The sequence below is a fragment of the Ornithinimicrobium cavernae genome (genome assembly GCF_003121625.1).
GTDB lineage: Bacteria > Actinomycetota > Actinomycetes > Actinomycetales > Dermatophilaceae > Ornithinicoccus > Ornithinicoccus cavernae.
Window position 1 is genome coordinate 17610 of sequence record NZ_QDDJ01000017.1, and the last position, 16647, is coordinate 34256.

The following is a 16647-nucleotide window of genomic DNA, read 5'->3' on the forward strand; positions in this document are numbered from 1 at the left end:
CACACTGGGGGAGATGCCTGAGCTGCGATGCGGCGTGCTCGGAGCGCTGGAGGTCCACGTCGACGGACGACCGGTCACGATTCCCCCGGGCCGTCAGCGGGCGGTGCTGACCTGCCTGCTCGTCCAGGGTCACCCGGTCCCGGCGGACGCCCTCATCGAGGCGGCCTGGCCCCGTGACCTTCCGCAGGACCCGCACCGGGCGCTGCGCACCGTCCTCTCGCGGCTGCGCGCCGTGGTGGGCCACGACACGATCACCCTGGGGCCGGCGGGCTACGAGCTGAGCGGCGGCAGCGTGGACGCCGAGGAGTTCGAGGACCTCCTCCGACAGGCCAGATCCGTTGAGCCGCAACGGGTCAGGGAGCTGCTCGGGCGCGCCCTCGCCCTGTGGCGGGGCACGGCCTACGGCGAGTATGCCGAGGCCTCCTTCGCGCGGCCGGCCAGTGAGCGGCTGGCCCGGCTCCGGCTGGATGCGGTCGAGGCCCACGCGTCGGCGCTGGTCCGGCTGGGGGAGCCCGGTGCCGCCGTCCCGCCCCTGGAGGAGCTGCTGGCCGAGGAGCCGTTCCGGGAGCGCGCCGTCGAGCTGCTGGTGCGGGCGCTCTACCACGCCGGCCGGCAGACGGAGGCGCTGGAGCGGCTGCGGGAGCATCGCTCGGTGCTGGGTGCCGAGCTCGGGCTGGACCCCTCGCCCCAGCTCGCCGCCCTGGAGTCGCGGATCCTCGGCCACGCGCTGGCACCGGTCCGGCCGGCGGAGCAGACGCTGCCGGAGTGGCTGGACACCTCGACGGCGTTCATCGGCCGGGAGGACGAGCTCGCCGACCTGGCGGCAGCGGTCTCCGCGAGCCGGGTCACGGCAGTCACCGGGCCGGGAGGGGTCGGCAAGTCACGACTGGTCGCGGAGGCCCTCGGTGGCCTCCACGCGAGCCTGGGCCTGCCGGTCACCGTGGTGGAGCTGGCCCCGGTCCTCCCGGGTCGGGTGACGATGACGCTGATGGACGAGCTCGGTCTGCGGCCGGCCGGGGCAGGGGCCGGCCCTCCGGAGACCGGCGTCGACAACCCGGCGGACGCCCGCCCCGGTGCCGACCCGGTCGTCGGCGACCTGGTGGAGTACCTCAGCGCCGTGCCCCACCTGCTGGTGCTCGACAACTGCGAGCACGTGCTTGAGGAGCTGACCCCGCTGGTCTCGACCATCGCCAGCCGCTGCCGGGACGTGCGGGTGCTTGCCACGAGCCGGCGCCGGCTGGGCGTGGCCTCCGAGCAGGTGCTCCCCCTCGCGCCGCTCGGGGTGCCGGACCCGACGGAGACCCTCGGTCGTCAGGGGTCGGCTGCCGCCGTGAGGCTGTTCGGGGACCGGGTCCGCCGTCTGCGGCCGGCCTTCGCGGTGACCGCCGACAACCTCACCGACGTCGCCGAGCTGTGCCGGCGCTGCGAGGGGCTCCCGCTGGCGCTCGAGCTCGCGGCCTCGCGCACCGCCCGGTCCGGGGTCGGTGAGGTGCTCCGTCGACTGCCGACCGATGCCGTCGGCGAGACGGGCGGACTCTGGGCCGTGGTCGCCTGGTCGGACGGGCTGCTCTCACCGGACCAGCAGAGCCTGCTCGACTGCGTCACCGTGTTCGCCGACGACTTCACCGCGGAGGACGTGGCCGAGGTGGTGTCGCGGCTCCCGGAGTGGACCGGCGACCCGGCACCGGCGCTCGCCGAGCTGGTCGAGTCGTCGCTGGTCGTCCGGCGCGACACCGCCGGCGGTCCCCGGTACGGGCTGCTGGAGATGGTGCGGGCCTTCGCCGCTCGCCGGCTGCGGGAGTCGGGACGCGCGGCGGAGGTCGGGGCCGCCCACGGTGCCTGGGTGCGTGAGCTGGTGACGGGCATCCGCGAGGACTGGTCCCGGCTCGACGGCGCCGTCGTGGGTGCCCGGCTCTCTGCCTCCAGCAGCGAGGTCACCGGTGCGCTGCGCCGCGCGCTGGACGCCGGGCAGCTCGTCCTGGCCGCGGACATCTCCCACGCCGTCGCGCGCTGCCTGCACTGGACACCCGGCCTGGAGCTGCGCGACCTGATGATCGAGGTGGGGGAGCGGTGCGCCGAGGCGCCCGGACCCGAGGTGGCCGGCGGCGTCGCGGCTGCCGCGTTCGGTCACGCCGAGCGGGGCGACCCCGCACGGGCCCGGGTGCTCGGCACCGCCGCGCTGGACATGTGCCGCGAGCCCGACCACGCAGCCATGGCCCACCTCTCGCTGGCCGTGGCGGCGATCTACGGAGGGGACCTGGCCGACTCCGCCCGCTGGTTCCGCGGTCTGGCCGCCGACCCCGCGCTCCTCGGCGAGGCGAACACGTCGCTGGCGCTGATCGCCTGCTACGCGGGAGACCGAGCCGGCGCGCGGGAGCACGCCGCGATCGCGCTCGCCGCCGGACCCTCCGGCAGCGACGCCTCCCACGCGTTCGCCCGGTATGCGGCGGGCGAGGTCGAGGCGCTGACCGACCCCGACCGCGCGCGACAGCTGCTCGCCGAGGCGGCCGCGGAGGCCGACCGGGTCGGCGCCGAGCAGGTGAGCCGGGTGTCCCGCCTCGCCCTGTTCGCCCTGCTCGTCCGGGGTGGTCGGCACGAGGAGGCCGTCGCCCTCGGCCTCCGGGTGCTCGCCGACCTGCGGCGTCTCGGGGCCTGGACCCAGGTGTGGACCCTGGTGCGGATGCTCGCCGAGCTGCTCGCCGGGGCAGGGCGGTGGTCCGACGCCGCGTTCCTCCTCGGGGCGGCCCGCGGGACGTCGGGCGCACCGCCACCGGTCGGCGAGGACGTCGAGCGGTATGCCGCGCTCGAGAGCCGGCTCTCCGACCACCTCGGTGCGCACGTCCTGCAGCAGATCCACACCCTGGCCGCTGCGACGCCCCGTGCCCAGGTCCTCAGCCGTGCCGAGCGGGTCCTGCGCGACCTCGACGACTAAACCGGTCGCCCTCGGCCAGACCCGGTCGCCCTCGGCGACACGAGGGGGACCGGTCAGGACGGCACGGTCACGGTGACGCCGTGTCGCCTCGCTGTGGTGGCTGCACGTCGATCGGTCGTGAGCCACGTCGCCCCGCGACGCAGGGCAAGAGCGGCGTACCAGCCGTCAGTCACAGACAGCGAGTCCCGCCACCGCCACGCCTGGTGGACATCGGCCTCGTCGCGCTCGACACCGAAGTCCGCCCGGAGGTGCTGCCCGAGGGCTCGCTCGGCGGCCTCGTCGGCCAGGACGCCGCGCTGGTTCAGGGCCCTGAGGGCGCCGACGACCTCCGCGTCGAAGTGAGGAGGGACGATCACCGACTCCTCGGCAGGCGGCGGCGCGATGATGCCGGTCAGGATGTCGACCCACGCCGACGCGTCGAGCACGATCATCCGGTGCCCATCTCACGGCGAACCTCTGCCAGGGCGCCGGCCGTGTCCTCACGCCGGACGTTGCGGGGCGAGGTCTCGGCGATCTCGGCGTAGAGCGCTGCGCGGTGTCGGCTTGCCACGTGCTCGGCAAGGTCGCGGGCGATCAGCTCCTTGAGGTAGTCGGACAGGCTCATCCTGCGACGGGCCGCCTCCGCCTTCGCCGCAGCCGCCATCTCCTCGTCGACCGATCGGATCTGCAGGTTCGTGGCCATGGGCTCAGTATAGCGCCGTGCATGCTCCTGCATGCAGTGCTGCGTGGAGGAACTGATTGGGAAACCTTGACCAGTCGGCGTGGAGCCGACAGGATGGGGCCATCCCACTGCGTCGCCGTCCTGGCCTGCAGGTTTGCCCGGACGCCGGCGCACCAACCTGCCGGAGGATCGCAATGACGCGACGCACCATCGCCACCGCCCTGTCCGCAGCACTCCTGGTCGCCGGCCCGTTCGCCGTGGCCTCACCGGGGGACGGTGATCCACCGGGTGCCACCGCGGAGGCGGAGGCGATCCAGCTGCCCGACGACGAGCGGGCCCTGCTGCGCCTCGAGCTGCCGGACCGGGCTGCCCTGGAGCAGCTGGTGCGCGACGGTGCCGACGTCGCCGCGGTCCCGGCCACCTCGCCGGACACCCGTGGGGACCGGGTCCTGGTCGACCTGGTGCTCTCCGGGCGTGAGCTCGAGGCGCTCGAGGCCGAAGGCGCCACGGTGGTCCAGGTCATCCAGCGCGAGGGCGAGGGCACCAGGAACTTCGAGGCCAGCCGCGAGGCGGCCGCACGCCAGCACGCCGTCGGACTGAGCAGCACGACGGCCGGCGCCGAGCCCCAGGACACGCTGACCTTCGACCACGCCTACTGGTGGACGTCGGGGGAGCAGACCTTCGTCCAGGTCCAGGTGGCCACGTCCGCGGAGCTCGACCCCGACCTCGAGATCACCGTCGAGTGGGAGACCGAGACCGGTGAGACCGGCACCTTCTCCCTGTTCCGCTACGAGGACGCCGACGAGTACCTCTTCCACTTCCACCTGCCCCAGTCCGTCCCCGACGTCCCCGTGAGCCTGACCGCGACCTCCAGCGAGGGCGGCACCGCGACCGCCGTGCCGGAGGCCTGGCCGGGCAGCGAGCCGCCGGAGACCCCGAGCGGCTACCAGCAGGACTTCATCGACTCCTACATGACCCCGGCCGACGTCAACGAGCGCATGGACCGGCTGGTCCAGCAGTACCCCGACCTCGTCGAGGTCATCGAGCTGCCCCACCAGACCCACGGCTACTCGCGCACGGCCAAGAGCCACGTCGGCGACCCGGAGTCGGCCGCCATCGTGGTCGAGTCGGTCGAGCCCGGGACGGAAGGGATGAACGGCACCGTGGTGCGGGTCATCGACCCGGGTGCCGCGGACAGCCCGCTCAGCGCCGTGTACGCCGACGGTACGCTCACCATCTCCCTCGCCACCGACGCCCTCGGTCTGGTGACGAGCACCACCGAGGAGGTGTCGGCATACCTCAATGAGCAGTTCCCCGACACGTTCAGCGCGTTCGTCGAGGAGGGCTCGGAGGGGCAGCAGATGCCGACCGTCGAGGAGGCCGTGCTGGACGACGGTCTCGACGCCTCGCACCTGAGCCCGGAGGGCAGCACCGTCCGTGCCCTGCGGATCGGGGTGCACCGCGACGGCTCCCGACCAGGTGTCTACACCTACAGCCAGGAGCACGCCCGCGAGTGGGTCACGCCGCTGGTGACGATGGAGTTCGCCGAGCGCATGCTGGCCAACGCGGCCACCGACGAGGAGACTGCGCGGCTGCTGGAGGAGGTGGAGATCTTCGTCCTGCCGGTGGTCAACCCGGACGGGGCCAACTACTCCTTCTACGACTACAACTTCCAGCGCAAGAACCTGTCCGACCACTGCGAGGGCACCGACCGCGACCCGGCCAACGAGGACCGCTGGGGCGTGGACGTCAACCGCAACTACGCCGTCGGCTCGGTCTTCGACGGCTACGTCGGCGGCTCGCTGGAGTGCCTGTCCGGGACCTTCGCCGGCACCGGTGAGCTGTCCGAGGCCGAGGCCAACAACGTGGTGGCCATTGCCGAGCAGTTCCCCAACATCACCCACGCCATCAACGTGCACAGCTACGGCGGCTACTTCATGTGGTCCCCAGGTGCCTACGCGATGCCTGGGCGGGTGCCGCTGCCCGTGCCCGGTCCCGAGGTGGCCGAGGAGTTCATGGACGCCGCCCAGCGGATCGTCGGTGCCATCAGCGCGCACCGCGGCACGATGACGTGGCCCTCCAACACCGGCCCTGTCGTCGACGTCCTCTACAGCGCCGCGGGCAACTCCGGTGACCACCTGTTCTACGAGCACGACATCTACGCCTGGGACTTCGAGGTCGGCAATGACCTGTGGAACGAGGAGGAGCAGGGCTGGGACGGCGTCGGTTTCCAGCCGCCCTTCGAGGAGGCCCACCCCGAGTCCCAGGAGTATGCCGCGGGGCTGGTCGAGCTCGTCCGCATCGCCGCGGACGCGGCACCGGTGCACCGGTTGAGCGGCGCGGACCGCTACAGCACCTCCGTGGCCATCGGCCAGCAGGCCTTCCCGGAGAGCCAGACCGCCGTCCTGGTCAGCGGTGCCGAGGCGGGCATGGTCGACGGGCTGGTCGCCGGACCGCTGGGCCGGCACCTGGAGTCGCCCGTGCTGCTGACCCGTCCGGACCTGCTGCCCTCGGTCGTGGCGCAGGACCTCACCGACCGAGGCGTCACCGACGTGGTGGTGGTCGGCGGTGACTCCGCCGTCAACGCGTCGGTCGTGGACACCCTGACCGGCATGGGCATCGAGGTCGAACGGGTCTCCGGATCCGACCGCTACGGCACCGCCGCGGCCGTTGCCGAGCAGCTCGGTGCCGGGGGCGAGGTCGTCGTGTCCTCCGGTGAGTCCGGACGCCTCGTGGACGCGCTCGCGGTCTCCGGACCGGCGGCCGCGACCGGCACGCCGGTGCTGCTGGTCCAGCGGGACCACGTGCCCAACGTGACCGCGGAGGCCCTGGACGGCTATGAGTCGTCCCTGGCGATCGGTGGTGACGTCGCCATCTCCGACGAGACACTGGCCGAGCTGCCCGACGCTGAGCGGGTGTCTGGTGCGGACCGGTGGACGACCGCGACCGCCATCGCCGACCACTACGCCGGCGAGGGCATGGACGTCAGCTCGGTGGCGATCAGCTCGGGCACGAACGACCACCTGGTCGACGCCCTGCCGGGCGGCACGCTCGGTGAGCTGGTGCTGCTCGCCCGCCCCGACGCCCTGCCGTCGGCCACCACGGGCTGGCTCGAGGCCTCGACCGGGACCGAGCACGCCTGGGTCCTCGGCGGCGACGGCGCCGTCGGCGAGGCGGTGATGGACACCCTGCGGGGGCTGCTCACCGCCGAGTGACCCCGCGCCCCTGACACGTGCACGGGAACCAGCCAGCGCCCCTGACACGTGCCCGGGGACTACCCAAGGATCTCGAGATCTGCGGGTAGTTCCCGTGCACGTGCCGCCGTCGGCCTGAGCGTGCGACCCCGTCGCAGCCGCCAGGTCGTCGTCCACCCATCAACCGGTGTGCAATTCGGGCGGCGATTTGTGACGATGTCTCCCATGCCCTCCGAGCACGCCACCCCACCCCGGCGTGCCCGCGACCAGCAGGACGCTCCAGCCGGCGGGGGCCCCCGGCAGCGTGACGGCGCGCCGGGGCGCGGCCGCCGCTCCCGCCCGGAGCGACGGCGTCCGCGCCAGGAGCCCAACCCGGAGCACAGGGCGCAGCGGGCGGAGGCGCGTCGGGCGATGCTGCCGGCGCGGATCAGCTACCCGCCCGAGCTGCCGGTCGTCGAGCGCCGCGCCGACATCGCCGAGGCGGTCCGCGACCACCAGGTGGTCATCGTGGCGGGAGAGACCGGCTCGGGCAAGACGACCCAGCTGCCGAAGATCTGTCTGGAGCTGGGACGCGGCATCGAGGGGACCATCGGGCACACCCAGCCGCGCCGGATCGCTGCCCGCTCGGTGGCCGAGCGGATCAGCGAGGAGCTCGGCGTCGAGCTCGGCAGCACGGTCGGTTACCAGGTGCGGTTCACCGACAGGTCCACCCGGGACACGCTCGTCAAGGTGATGACCGACGGCATCCTGCTCTCCGAGCTGCAGCGCGACCGCGACCTGCGCCGGTACGACACCCTGATCATCGACGAGGCGCACGAGCGCAGCCTCAACATCGACTTCATCCTCGGCTACCTCAGGCAATTGCTGCCCAGGCGGCCCGAACTGAAGGTGATCATCACCTCGGCCACCATCGACGTGCAGCGCTTCTCCGAGCACTTCGCCGACGCCGACGGCCGGCCCGCTCCCGTCGTGGAGGTCACCGGCCGCAGCTATCCGGTCGAGGTCCGCTACCGCCCGCTGACGCGCCCCGCGCCGCCGGGCAAGGACGGGGTGGCCAGGGACGTCGAGATCGACCAGGTCACCGGTGTCTGCGAGGCGGTCGAGGAGCTATGGACCGAGGACCCGGGTGGGGGACCGGCCGACATCCTCGTGTTCTGCTCCGGGGAGCGGGAGATCCGCGACGTCGCCGACGCCCTCGACGGCATGAACCTGCCGGGCACCGAGGTGCTGCCGCTCTACGGGCGCCTCTCGGCGGCGGAGCAGCACCGGGTCTTCGCCGGGCACTCCGGGCGCCGGATCGTGGTGTCCACCAACGTCGCCGAGACGTCGCTGACCGTGCCGGGCATCCGCTACGTCATCGACACCGGCACCGCCCGCATCTCCCGTTACTCCCAGCGGCTCAAGGTGCAGCGGCTCCCCATCGAGCCGATCAGCCAGGCCAGCGCCAACCAGCGCTCCGGCCGGTGCGGGCGCCTGGCCGACGGCATCGCGATCAGGCTCTACTCCGAGGAGGACTTCCAGGCGCGCCCGGAGTTCACCGAGCCGGAGATCCTGCGCACCAACCTGGCCTCCGTCATCCTCCAGATGACCAACCTCGGGCTGGGGGACATCGCGCGCTTCCCGTTCCTGGAGCCGCCCGACTCCCGCCAGGTCGCCGACGGCGTGCGGCTGCTGGACGAGCTCCAGGCGATCGACCCGGAGGCGCCGGCCCACCTGCCGCGCAAGCGGATCACACCCTACGGTCGCGCGATCGTGGCGCTGCCCGTGGACCCGAGGCTCGCGCGGATGGTGATCGAGGCCGAGCGCAACGGAGCGCTGCGTGAGGTCCGGGTCATCGTCTCCGCGCTGTCCATGCAGGACCCCCGCGAGCGACCGGCGGACGCCCAGGCGCAGGCGGACCAGTCCCACGCGCGGTTCAAGCACGAGGACTCCGACTTCCTGACCCTGCTCAACCTCTGGCGCTACCTGCAGGAGCAGCAGAGGGCGCTGTCGGGCAGCGCGTTCCGGCGGCTCTGCAAGCGCGAGTACCTCCACTACCTGCGGGTCCGTGAGTGGCAGGACCTGCACACCCAGCTCAAGGCGGCGACCAAGTCCCTGGGCCTGCAGCCGAACTCCAACGAGGCGAACGCCGACCAGGTGCACCAGTCCCTGCTGGCCGGTCTGCTGTCGCACGTGGGTCTCTACGACCGGGACAAGCGGGAGTATGTCGGGGCGCGGGGGGCGCGCTTCGTCATCCAGCCCGGCTCGGTGCTGCACCGCAAGAACCCCGACTGGGTGATGACGGCCGAGCTGGTCGAGACGACCCGGCTCTGGGCGCGGGTGAACGCCCCGACCGACCCGGCGTGGGTGGAACGCTCGGCCGCGCACCTGGTCAGGCGGTCCTACTCCGAGCCGCGCTGGTCCCGCAGCCGGGCCTCCGCTGTGGCGACGGAGCGGGTCACGCTCTACGGCGTGCCGCTGGTCGCGGACCGGACGGTGGCCTACGGGCGGATCGACCCCGAGGTGGCCCGCGACCTGTTCATCCGGCACGGACTGGTCGAGGGTGACTGGGACACCCGGCACGACTTCTTCCACGCCAACCGCCGGCTCATCCGCGAGCTCAGCGAGCTCGAGGCGCGGGCCCGGCGCCGCGACATCCTCGTCGACGACGAGACGCTGGTGGAGTTCTACGACGCCAGGATCCCGCAGGAGGTGGTCTCCGGGGCGCACTTCGACACCTGGTGGAAGTCGGCACGCCGTGCGGACGCCCAGCTGCTGACCTTCACTGAGGACCTCCTGGTCAGCGACGACGCCTCGCTCGTCAGCGACCGGGACTACCCGGGCACCTGGCGCCAGGGCGAGCTGGAGCTCACCGTCACCTACCAGTTCGAGCCCGGGTCTGCGGCGGACGGCGTGACGGTGCACGTCCCGATCGAGGTCCTCAACCGGCTGCGGCCCGACGGCTTCGACTGGCAGGTGCCGGGGCTGCGCGAGGAGCTGGCGACCGCGCTGGTCAAGTCGCTGCCCAAGGACATCCGCCGCAACTTCGTCCCCGCGCCCGACCACGCGCGGCAGGCCCTGGCCGCGATCGGGGAGTCGCGCGACGAGCAGGAGACCTTCGTCGAGGCCCTCGCGGCCGAGCTGAACTCCCGCCGCATCGTGCCCGTGGCCGCCGCCGACTTCGACCCGGACCGGGTGCCCGACCACCTGCGGGTCACCTTCGCCGTCGAGCGGGCCGCGCGGCCCGCGGCCCGCAAGGGGCGCGGTCGCACCCGGGTCGAGCTGCTGGGCGAGGGCAAGGACCTGGCCGCGCTGCAGGCGCAGCTCGCCCCTCAGGTGCGCACCACCATGGCCCGTGCGGCAGCCAGCATCGAGCGGACCGGACTGACCTCGTGGACCGAGGCGATCGGCATACTGCCCGAGACCTTCGAGCAGCAGGTGGGCAGCAGGACGGTGGTGGGCTATCCCGCGCTGGTCGACACCGGTCGGGCCGTCGACGTGCAGGTCCTCGGCACCGCCTCCGAGCGCGACCGGGCCACCCGGGTCGGGGTGCGCCGGCTGCTGCTGCTCAACACCACCCCGCCGTGGAAGCGGTTGCTGGCGCTGCTCACCAACCAGCAGAAGCTGTCGCTGGGGCACAACCCGCACGGGTCGGTGCCGCTGCTGCTGGAGGACGCCCTGGCCTGCGCCGTCGACTCGGTGGTGGCGGAGCAGCCGGGTGCGCGGGTGCGCTCCGCGGAGGACTTCGACCGGGCGCTGGCGACCGTCAGGCAGCAGGCCGTGCCCCGGGTGCTGCAGATCGTGGAGAGCCTGGCGCCGGTCCTGGACACCGCCCGGGAGGTGTCGCTGGGGTTGCAGCGGCTCACCGCCCCGGCGGCTGCGGACCTGGCCACCGACCTGCGCCGGCAGCTCGACGACCTCATCCGGCCGGGCTTCGTCGCCGACACCGGGTACCGACGGCTGCCGCACCTGCGGCGCTACCTGGCCGGGATGGCCGAGCGGCTGGAGAAGGGCGCGCAGGACCTGGCCAGGGACCGTGACCGGATGGCCACGGTGCACACGGTCGAGGGGGAGTATGCCGAGTTCCTGGCCAGTCTCCCACCGCACCGTCGAGCGGACGAGGACGTGGTGGAGATCCGGTGGATGCTGCAGGAGCTGCGCGTCAGCCTGTTCGCCCAGCGCCTCGGCACACCGCAGCCGGTGTCCCCCAAGCGGATCTATGCCGCCATGGACCGGGCGGAGGACCTGTCCTCGTAGCCTGGCCGCTCCTGGGGCGTCCGGAGGGGATTCCTTGGCCGCCCGAACGGTGCCATGCTCGGCAGATGGCCGACGAGAGCACGACGGACAGCGACGTCTGTCCCCGGTGTCAGAAGAGGACCCTCCTGAGGGCCGTGATCGACGAGGTGCAGGCCGCGCTCGCCCCCACCGAGCGGCACGAGCACCCCGAGTTCCAGGTCTGCCCGGTCTGCGGGTGGAACAACCTGCCGGAGCGGTGGGAGAAGCAGCAGCGCTGACCCCGTCAGGAGCGGTTCGGGGTCCCGCCAGGATTTCTGCTCCCGGACCCTGGTGCGTGACTCATCGCCTGGTTTACGTTGGGCGGTGGTGCGGCACGCAGCACTCCCGCTGCCTCCCTGGCCGCGTCAGAAAGAGGTACAACGATGTATCGCAAGCTGTTGGCAGGGGCCTCTCTGGTGGCGGTGATCGCCGCGCCGGCCGTGGCCCTCGCCGCACCGCCACAGGCCCAGGACACCGACACCGGGACCGACTACGCCATCGTGACGTTCAAGGACGCTCCGCTGGCCACCTACGCGGGCGGCACGAACGGCATACCGGCCACGAGACCCGTGCACGGCCGACTCGACCCGAGCAGCCCGGCCTACCGGGCCTACGAGCGCTTCCTGGCCAACGAGCACGCGAACTACAAGGCGTTCGTGGCGCAGAAGCTCCCGGGTGTCGAGGTGGTGGGCGAGTACGACACCGTCCTCAACGGCGTGGCGGTCAAGCTCAACGGCGCCAGCCTCACCTCCCTCTCCAAGCACGCCAAGGTCGCCTCGGCGAGCCCGAGCTGGACCTACCAGCCCACGATGAACGTCAGCACCGACATCATCAACGCCCCCGCCGTCTGGGAGCAGCTGGGCGGTCAGGCCGGGGCGGGTGAGGGCATCGACGTCGGCATCGTCGACTCCGGCATCCGCGATGACCACCCGTTCTTCGCCTGCAAGGACGAGATCCCGCACAAGACCTACGCCTCCGGCACGTCCGGTCCGGGCATCGACATCGTCATCAACCACGGCACCCACGTCGCCGGCACGGTCGGCGGCTGTGTCACCGACCTCGCGGCGGTCGACCCCGGTGGTCCGGTCCAGGGCACGATCAGCGGCGTCGCACCCGGCGTCAACCTGCACGACTACAACGTGTTCCCCGGCTTCGGTGGCGGCTATGTCGCCTTCGGCGGCAGCGCGTTCAGCCACGACATCGCCCGCGCGCTGGAGGACGCGGTCAATGACGGCATGGACGTGGTCAACCTCAGCCTGGGCGGCACGGTCCAGGGCCCGCACGACTACCTGGCCGACGCCATCAACGCGACCGCCGCAGCCGGCGTCGTGCCGGTCGTCGCGGCCGGCAACTCCGGGCCGGGCGCGAGCACGGTCGAGTCGCCGGGCAACGCCGTCGACGCCCTGACCGTGGGCGCGACCACCAACGCCCACTACGTCGGCGTCAACGTGGTCACGCCCGGAGGCACTTTCGGTGCGGCGGTCGGCGACTTCGACCCGTTCGCGGCCTCGCCGGTGACTGATGCGCCGTTCCTGAACTGGAACACCGCGGACCCGCTTGCCTGTGTGGGCAGCACGCCGGAGGCCGATGTGACGGGTGCGGTTGTGCTGATCAGCCGCGGGTCCTGTGCCTTCTCCGACAAGGTGGCCACCGCTGCGGCGGCCGGCGCCATCGGTGTGGTGATGGCCAACAACGTCGGGGGTGACCCGATCGCGATGGGTGGTGAGGGCACCATCCCGGCAGTCATGGTCAGCCAGGAGGACGGTGCGACGCTGACCGCGAGCCTGCCGAGCACGGTCACCATCGACGGGTCCAGCCCGACCGAGGTCCTGACCGACAACGCGGACATCATGGCCGGCTTCAGCTCCCGCGGTCCCGGTCCGTTCCTGGGCAACATCAAGCCGGACGTCGTGGCGCCGGGTGTGAACATCTACTCCTCGGTGTTCGACGAGGCGGCCCCGGAGAACCTCGGCTGGGCGATGTTCCAGGGCACCTCGATGGCCACGCCGCACGTCGCCGGGTCCGCCGCCTTGCTGCTGGCGCAGAACCCGGACCTCGACGCGTCAGACGTGAAGTCGCTGCTCGGCAACAACGCGGAGCGCCAGGTCTGGGCCGACGAGGTCGGTGGCACGCTGGCCTCGGTGATGGAGCGCGGCGGCGGCCGGATCGACCTGGAGCGGGCCTCCGCGGCCACGACCACGTTCGACCCGATGTCGCTCAGCTTCGGCGTGACCAACGGCAACAAGCCGGTGAACAAGGCGATCACCGTCACCGTCACCAACCTGACGGACACGGCGAAGACCCTGTCGCTGTCGGGCGGGGACGCCAACCTGTCCTTCCCCGCGACGGTGGACCTGCCGGCCTCCGGCACGGCGACGTTCACGGTGGGCCTCAGCGTCCGCGGTGCCACCACTGCCGAGGGTGATCTGACGATCACCGACGGGAACGAGACCTTCTTGGTGCCGTTCCACTACTCGACGGGCAACTGACGTCTGAGCAGCACCGTCACTGAGGGTGGTCCCGGGTCTCCGGGGCCACCCTCAGGCGTTCCGAACCTCCCTCACGAGGCGCAGGAGGCGGTCCGGATCTCCCTCACAATGGGTGGGCACGGGAGCCGGACGCGTGACTGGGCCGTCACGGAGCCGTGGCGGTGGACGTGGAGAGGTCGCCGACGCCCACGGTGGCGGTGGCGCTGTCACCTTCGCCGCCGGTGGCATCCCCGAGGACGAACTCGCCGACCACCGTCTCGCCGTCGGACTCATAGACCGGGATGCTGACCGTCTGACCCTCCCGCTCCTCCTGCATCCGGTAGGCGTGCTCCGGAGAGGTCGGCTCCGGCCCATACGCGGCGTTCATGTCAGCCACGTAGGCGTAGCCGAACTCACCGTTGGTGGCGGTCACGGCGATGAGGTCGGGCTCGCCGTTCTCGTTCTGGACGCCATAGGTCTCACCCTTGGCGTTGACACCCCACTCCGTCTCGGTTGAGCTCACATAGCTGGTTGTGATCTGCCACGAGGATCCCTCGGTCGCCTCGATCTCGATCGTGTCCCGGGTGCTCGCCAGACCGATCACATAGGCGGCACCGGCGAAGTCCTCTGGGGGTAGGAGCTGGTCCTCGGGGACCTCGCAGATCGTGCTCGCGCCGTCCGGATAGATGAACTCGCCGGCACTCAGGCAGTCGAGCCACACCGCCACACCGTTGGCCCCGTCGGGTCGCTCACCGAGCTGCACGGTCGCGGTGCCGGTGTGCGTGGCTGTGAGCGGCTCGCTGAGGTGGGTCACCCGGTCCCCGCCGGGCCGCACCTGGGGTGGGTCACCGGCGTTGCCTGTCGCACTGCTGGTCGCGAGCACCCCTCCGGCCGGGCCGACAGCAGACTCGGGCAGCAGCCCGTTGGCCACCGGCACTGCGAGCGCGAGCACCGCCACGCCGGCGGCGGCAGCCATGGTCGTCTGCTGTCGCCGCCTGCGCCGGACACGACCAGCGATCTGCTCGAACCGGTCGTCGGGCTCGGGCAGGTCCGGGGGCAGCTCCCGCAGCCGGCTGATGATCCGTTCGGTGTCCATCACAAGTCCTCCTGAACGAGCGTGTCCTGACCGATGGCCTGACGCAGCCGGACCAGAGCCTTGGCGGTCTGGCTCTTCACGGTGCCGGCGGAGCAGCCCATGATCTGTGCCACCGCCTCGACCGACAGGTCGTCGAAGTAGCGCAGCACCACGGCCTGCCGTTGCCGCACGGAGAGCTGGGCCAGTGCCTCTGCCAGCACGACTCGGTCGGTGACGGGCCCGCTCAGGTCCGTGTCGGCATACGCCTGCGTCGGTATGCCGACACCCGCCGCGGTGAGATCCGTCGCCTTCTCGCGGGTCCAGAAGCGCGCCCGCCAGCTGGCGTTGGTGTGCACCATGACCTGGCGGACGTAGGCCTCGGGGTGGCCCTGGCTGACCCGCGACCAGTGCGGCCAGGTGCGGGCCAGGGCCGTCTGCAGGAGGTCCTCGGCGCCCTCGGCATCGCCGGTCAGCATCCAGGCGGTCCGCAGCAGGGACGGTGACCGCCCGACCACGAACTCCCGGAATCCGTCCGGCTCACGCATGCGGGCCTCCTTGCCTCTGACCAGTTAACCGGCTGGGCCCCGCGATTGGTTGCCTCTGGTCAGCGCAGGTGACTCGCGCCATTGAAGTCGACGACGGCTCCGGAGACCCACTCGGCGCCCGGCTCGGCCAGGGCACAGATGGCGCTGGCCACCTCTGGCGCCGTGGCCACCCGCCCGAACGGGCTCTGCGCCCGGATCGCGTCCCCCGAGGGGCCCTCGAGCAGGCTGCCCGCCATGTCCGTGGCGATGAAACCGGGAGCGATCGACACCACGCCGATCCCGTGCGGCGCGAGGGCCACCGCCATCGACTGGCCGAAGGCGTGCAGCCCGGCCTTGCTCGCGCCATAGGCCGGGACAGCCGGCTCCCCGCGGTAGGCGCCGCGCGAGCCCACGTTGACGACGCGACCCACGGAGTGGCCGGGGGCCGGTGACACGGCCAGCATGTGACGGGCCACGCAGAAGGTCAGGTTGGCCGGCCCCATCAGGTTGGTCTCCAGGGTGGTCCGCCAGGCCCTCACCCAGCTGTCGTAGTCGGTCTCCGTGACGTGGTGGTCCCCGCGTCTGCTCCCGCCGGCGGCCGGGTCGAGGAAGAGCGCGGCGTTGTTCACCAGGACGTCGACGCGCCCCAGGATCTCGATGGCCTCCTCCGCCAGCGCCTGTGTCTCCTCCGGCGAGGCGAGGTCGGCCCGCACCAGACCGTGCCCGTCTCCCGGCAGGGATGCGAGCACCTCGCGGGCCCTGTCCTCGGAGCCCCGGTAGTGCACGACGACCCGGTCCCCGCGCTCGGCGAACTCCCTGGCCGTCGCCGCCCCCACGCCTCGTGACGCCCCCGTGACCAGAACTCCTCTGCCGCTGCGCTCGTCCATCGGCACAGTCTATTTCTGCCGCTGTCGGACGATTTCTGGCGGTGCCGGGGCTGTCGGGGAATCCTCGTGCGAGGCTGTTCGTTAGGAACCTTCGAGCACGACAGGCGCATCCTCGCGCCCGGACGAACGGAGCCGAACATGGCCGCAGCCGCACGCCGACCCCTCCGCTGGGGCGCCCTGATGGGTGTCGCCTCCGCGATCCGATCCGCCAGCCGCCCCGGCGCGCCCGGCCTGTCCGAGCGTCTGGCGGCGCTGCCGCGGATGGCCCGCGCCGTGCTGACCAGGAAGTACACCGGTGTCGACACGTCCAAGCTGCTGATGATGCTGGCCGCGGTGGGCTATGTAGTCAGCCCGATCGACCTGATGCCGGAGGCGATGCTGTTCCTGGCCGGGATCGGGGACGACGCGCTTGTCGTGGGCTGGCTCGCGGTGACGATCATCAACGCGACCGACGACTTCCTGGACTGGGAGCGCAACGGTGACGCCATCCCGGGGCAGGTCTACCGCTCCGGCCCGCACCAGCCGCCGCACTACGACGTCATCTGACGTGCCCGCAGGGGGCGACCACTCGGAGACGGGTGACTGAGTCGCTGGGTGACTCAGTCACCCGTCTCGGCCTCCCGGGGTTCGTTGTCCTGCCGAGCTGGAGCGA

Annotated in this window: 11 protein-coding genes; 6 read left to right on the forward strand and 5 right to left on the reverse strand. The window is 72.1% G+C overall.

Features of this window, described 5'->3' with window-relative positions; genetic code table 11:
• The first annotated feature begins 13 nt into the window (after window positions 1-13).
• Window positions 14-2932, forward strand: a complete 2919-nt coding sequence (locus DA085_RS17685) for an ATP-binding protein (RefSeq protein WP_154402245.1) — start codon at window positions 14-16, stop codon at window positions 2930-2932.
• A gap of 53 nt (window positions 2933-2985) precedes the next feature.
• Here DA085_RS17685 and DA085_RS17690 read toward each other — a convergent pair whose 3' ends face one another.
• Both DA085_RS17690 and DA085_RS17695 read right to left on the reverse strand, forming a co-directional pair.
• On the reverse strand, window positions 2986-3363 hold the full coding sequence (locus DA085_RS17690) for a type II toxin-antitoxin system VapC family toxin (protein ID WP_109474321.1): 378 nt from the start codon (window positions 3361-3363) through the stop codon (window positions 2986-2988).
• On the reverse strand, window positions 3360-3614 hold the full coding sequence (locus DA085_RS17695) for a hypothetical protein (RefSeq protein ID WP_109474322.1): 255 nt from the start codon (window positions 3612-3614) through the stop codon (window positions 3360-3362). Before DA085_RS17695 ends, DA085_RS17690 begins: the two co-directional genes overlap by 4 nt.
• A gap of 173 nt (window positions 3615-3787) precedes the next feature.
• Between DA085_RS17695 and DA085_RS17700 the strand changes: the two genes are divergently transcribed.
• The 4 genes from DA085_RS17700 (at window position 3788) to DA085_RS17715 (ending at window position 13530) form a co-directional block, all read left to right on the forward strand.
• Window positions 3788-6808 (forward strand): cell wall-binding repeat-containing protein, encoded by a 3021-nt coding sequence (locus tag DA085_RS17700; protein WP_109474323.1) that lies wholly within the window; start codon window positions 3788-3790, stop codon window positions 6806-6808.
• A gap of 204 nt (window positions 6809-7012) precedes the next feature.
• On the forward strand, window positions 7013-11023 hold the full coding sequence (gene hrpA, locus DA085_RS17705) for an ATP-dependent RNA helicase HrpA (RefSeq protein WP_109474324.1): 4011 nt from the start codon (window positions 7013-7015) through the stop codon (window positions 11021-11023).
• A 65-nt stretch (window positions 11024-11088) separates the two neighbouring features.
• Window positions 11089-11280 (forward strand): hypothetical protein, encoded by a 192-nt coding sequence (locus tag DA085_RS17710; RefSeq protein WP_109474325.1) that lies wholly within the window; start codon window positions 11089-11091, stop codon window positions 11278-11280.
• A gap of 144 nt (window positions 11281-11424) precedes the next feature.
• Window positions 11425-13530 carry a S8 family serine peptidase gene (locus tag DA085_RS17715; protein WP_109474326.1) on the forward strand — a complete coding sequence of 702 codons (2106 nt, stop codon included), beginning with the start codon at window positions 11425-11427 and terminating at the stop codon, window positions 13528-13530.
• A gap of 145 nt (window positions 13531-13675) precedes the next feature.
• Here the strand turns inward: DA085_RS17715 and DA085_RS17720 are convergent, their stop codons facing one another.
• Genes DA085_RS17720 through DA085_RS17730 form a run of 3 tightly spaced genes read right to left on the reverse strand, consistent with a single transcriptional unit; the run spans window position 13676 to window position 15995 of the window.
• Window positions 13676-14605 carry a peptidase M56 family protein gene (locus DA085_RS17720; protein ID WP_109474327.1) on the reverse strand — a complete coding sequence of 310 codons (930 nt, stop codon included), beginning with the start codon at window positions 14603-14605 and terminating at the stop codon, window positions 13676-13678.
• A complete protein-coding gene (locus DA085_RS17725; protein WP_109474328.1) occupies window positions 14605-15129 on the reverse strand; it encodes a SigE family RNA polymerase sigma factor in 525 nt (174 codons plus the stop codon). The genes DA085_RS17720 and DA085_RS17725 overlap by 1 nt, the downstream gene beginning before the upstream one ends.
• A gap of 59 nt (window positions 15130-15188) precedes the next feature.
• The gene (locus DA085_RS17730; protein WP_109474329.1) at window positions 15189-15995 is read right to left on the reverse strand and encodes an SDR family NAD(P)-dependent oxidoreductase; all 807 of its coding nucleotides are present in this window, start codon (window positions 15993-15995) and stop codon (window positions 15189-15191) included.
• A 138-nt stretch (window positions 15996-16133) separates the two neighbouring features.
• On the opposite strand from DA085_RS17730, the gene DA085_RS17735 reads away from it, so the two are divergent.
• On the forward strand, window positions 16134-16541 hold the full coding sequence (locus DA085_RS17735) for a YkvA family protein (protein WP_202619300.1): 408 nt from the start codon (window positions 16134-16136) through the stop codon (window positions 16539-16541).
• Window positions 16542-16647: the final 106 nt, after the last annotated feature.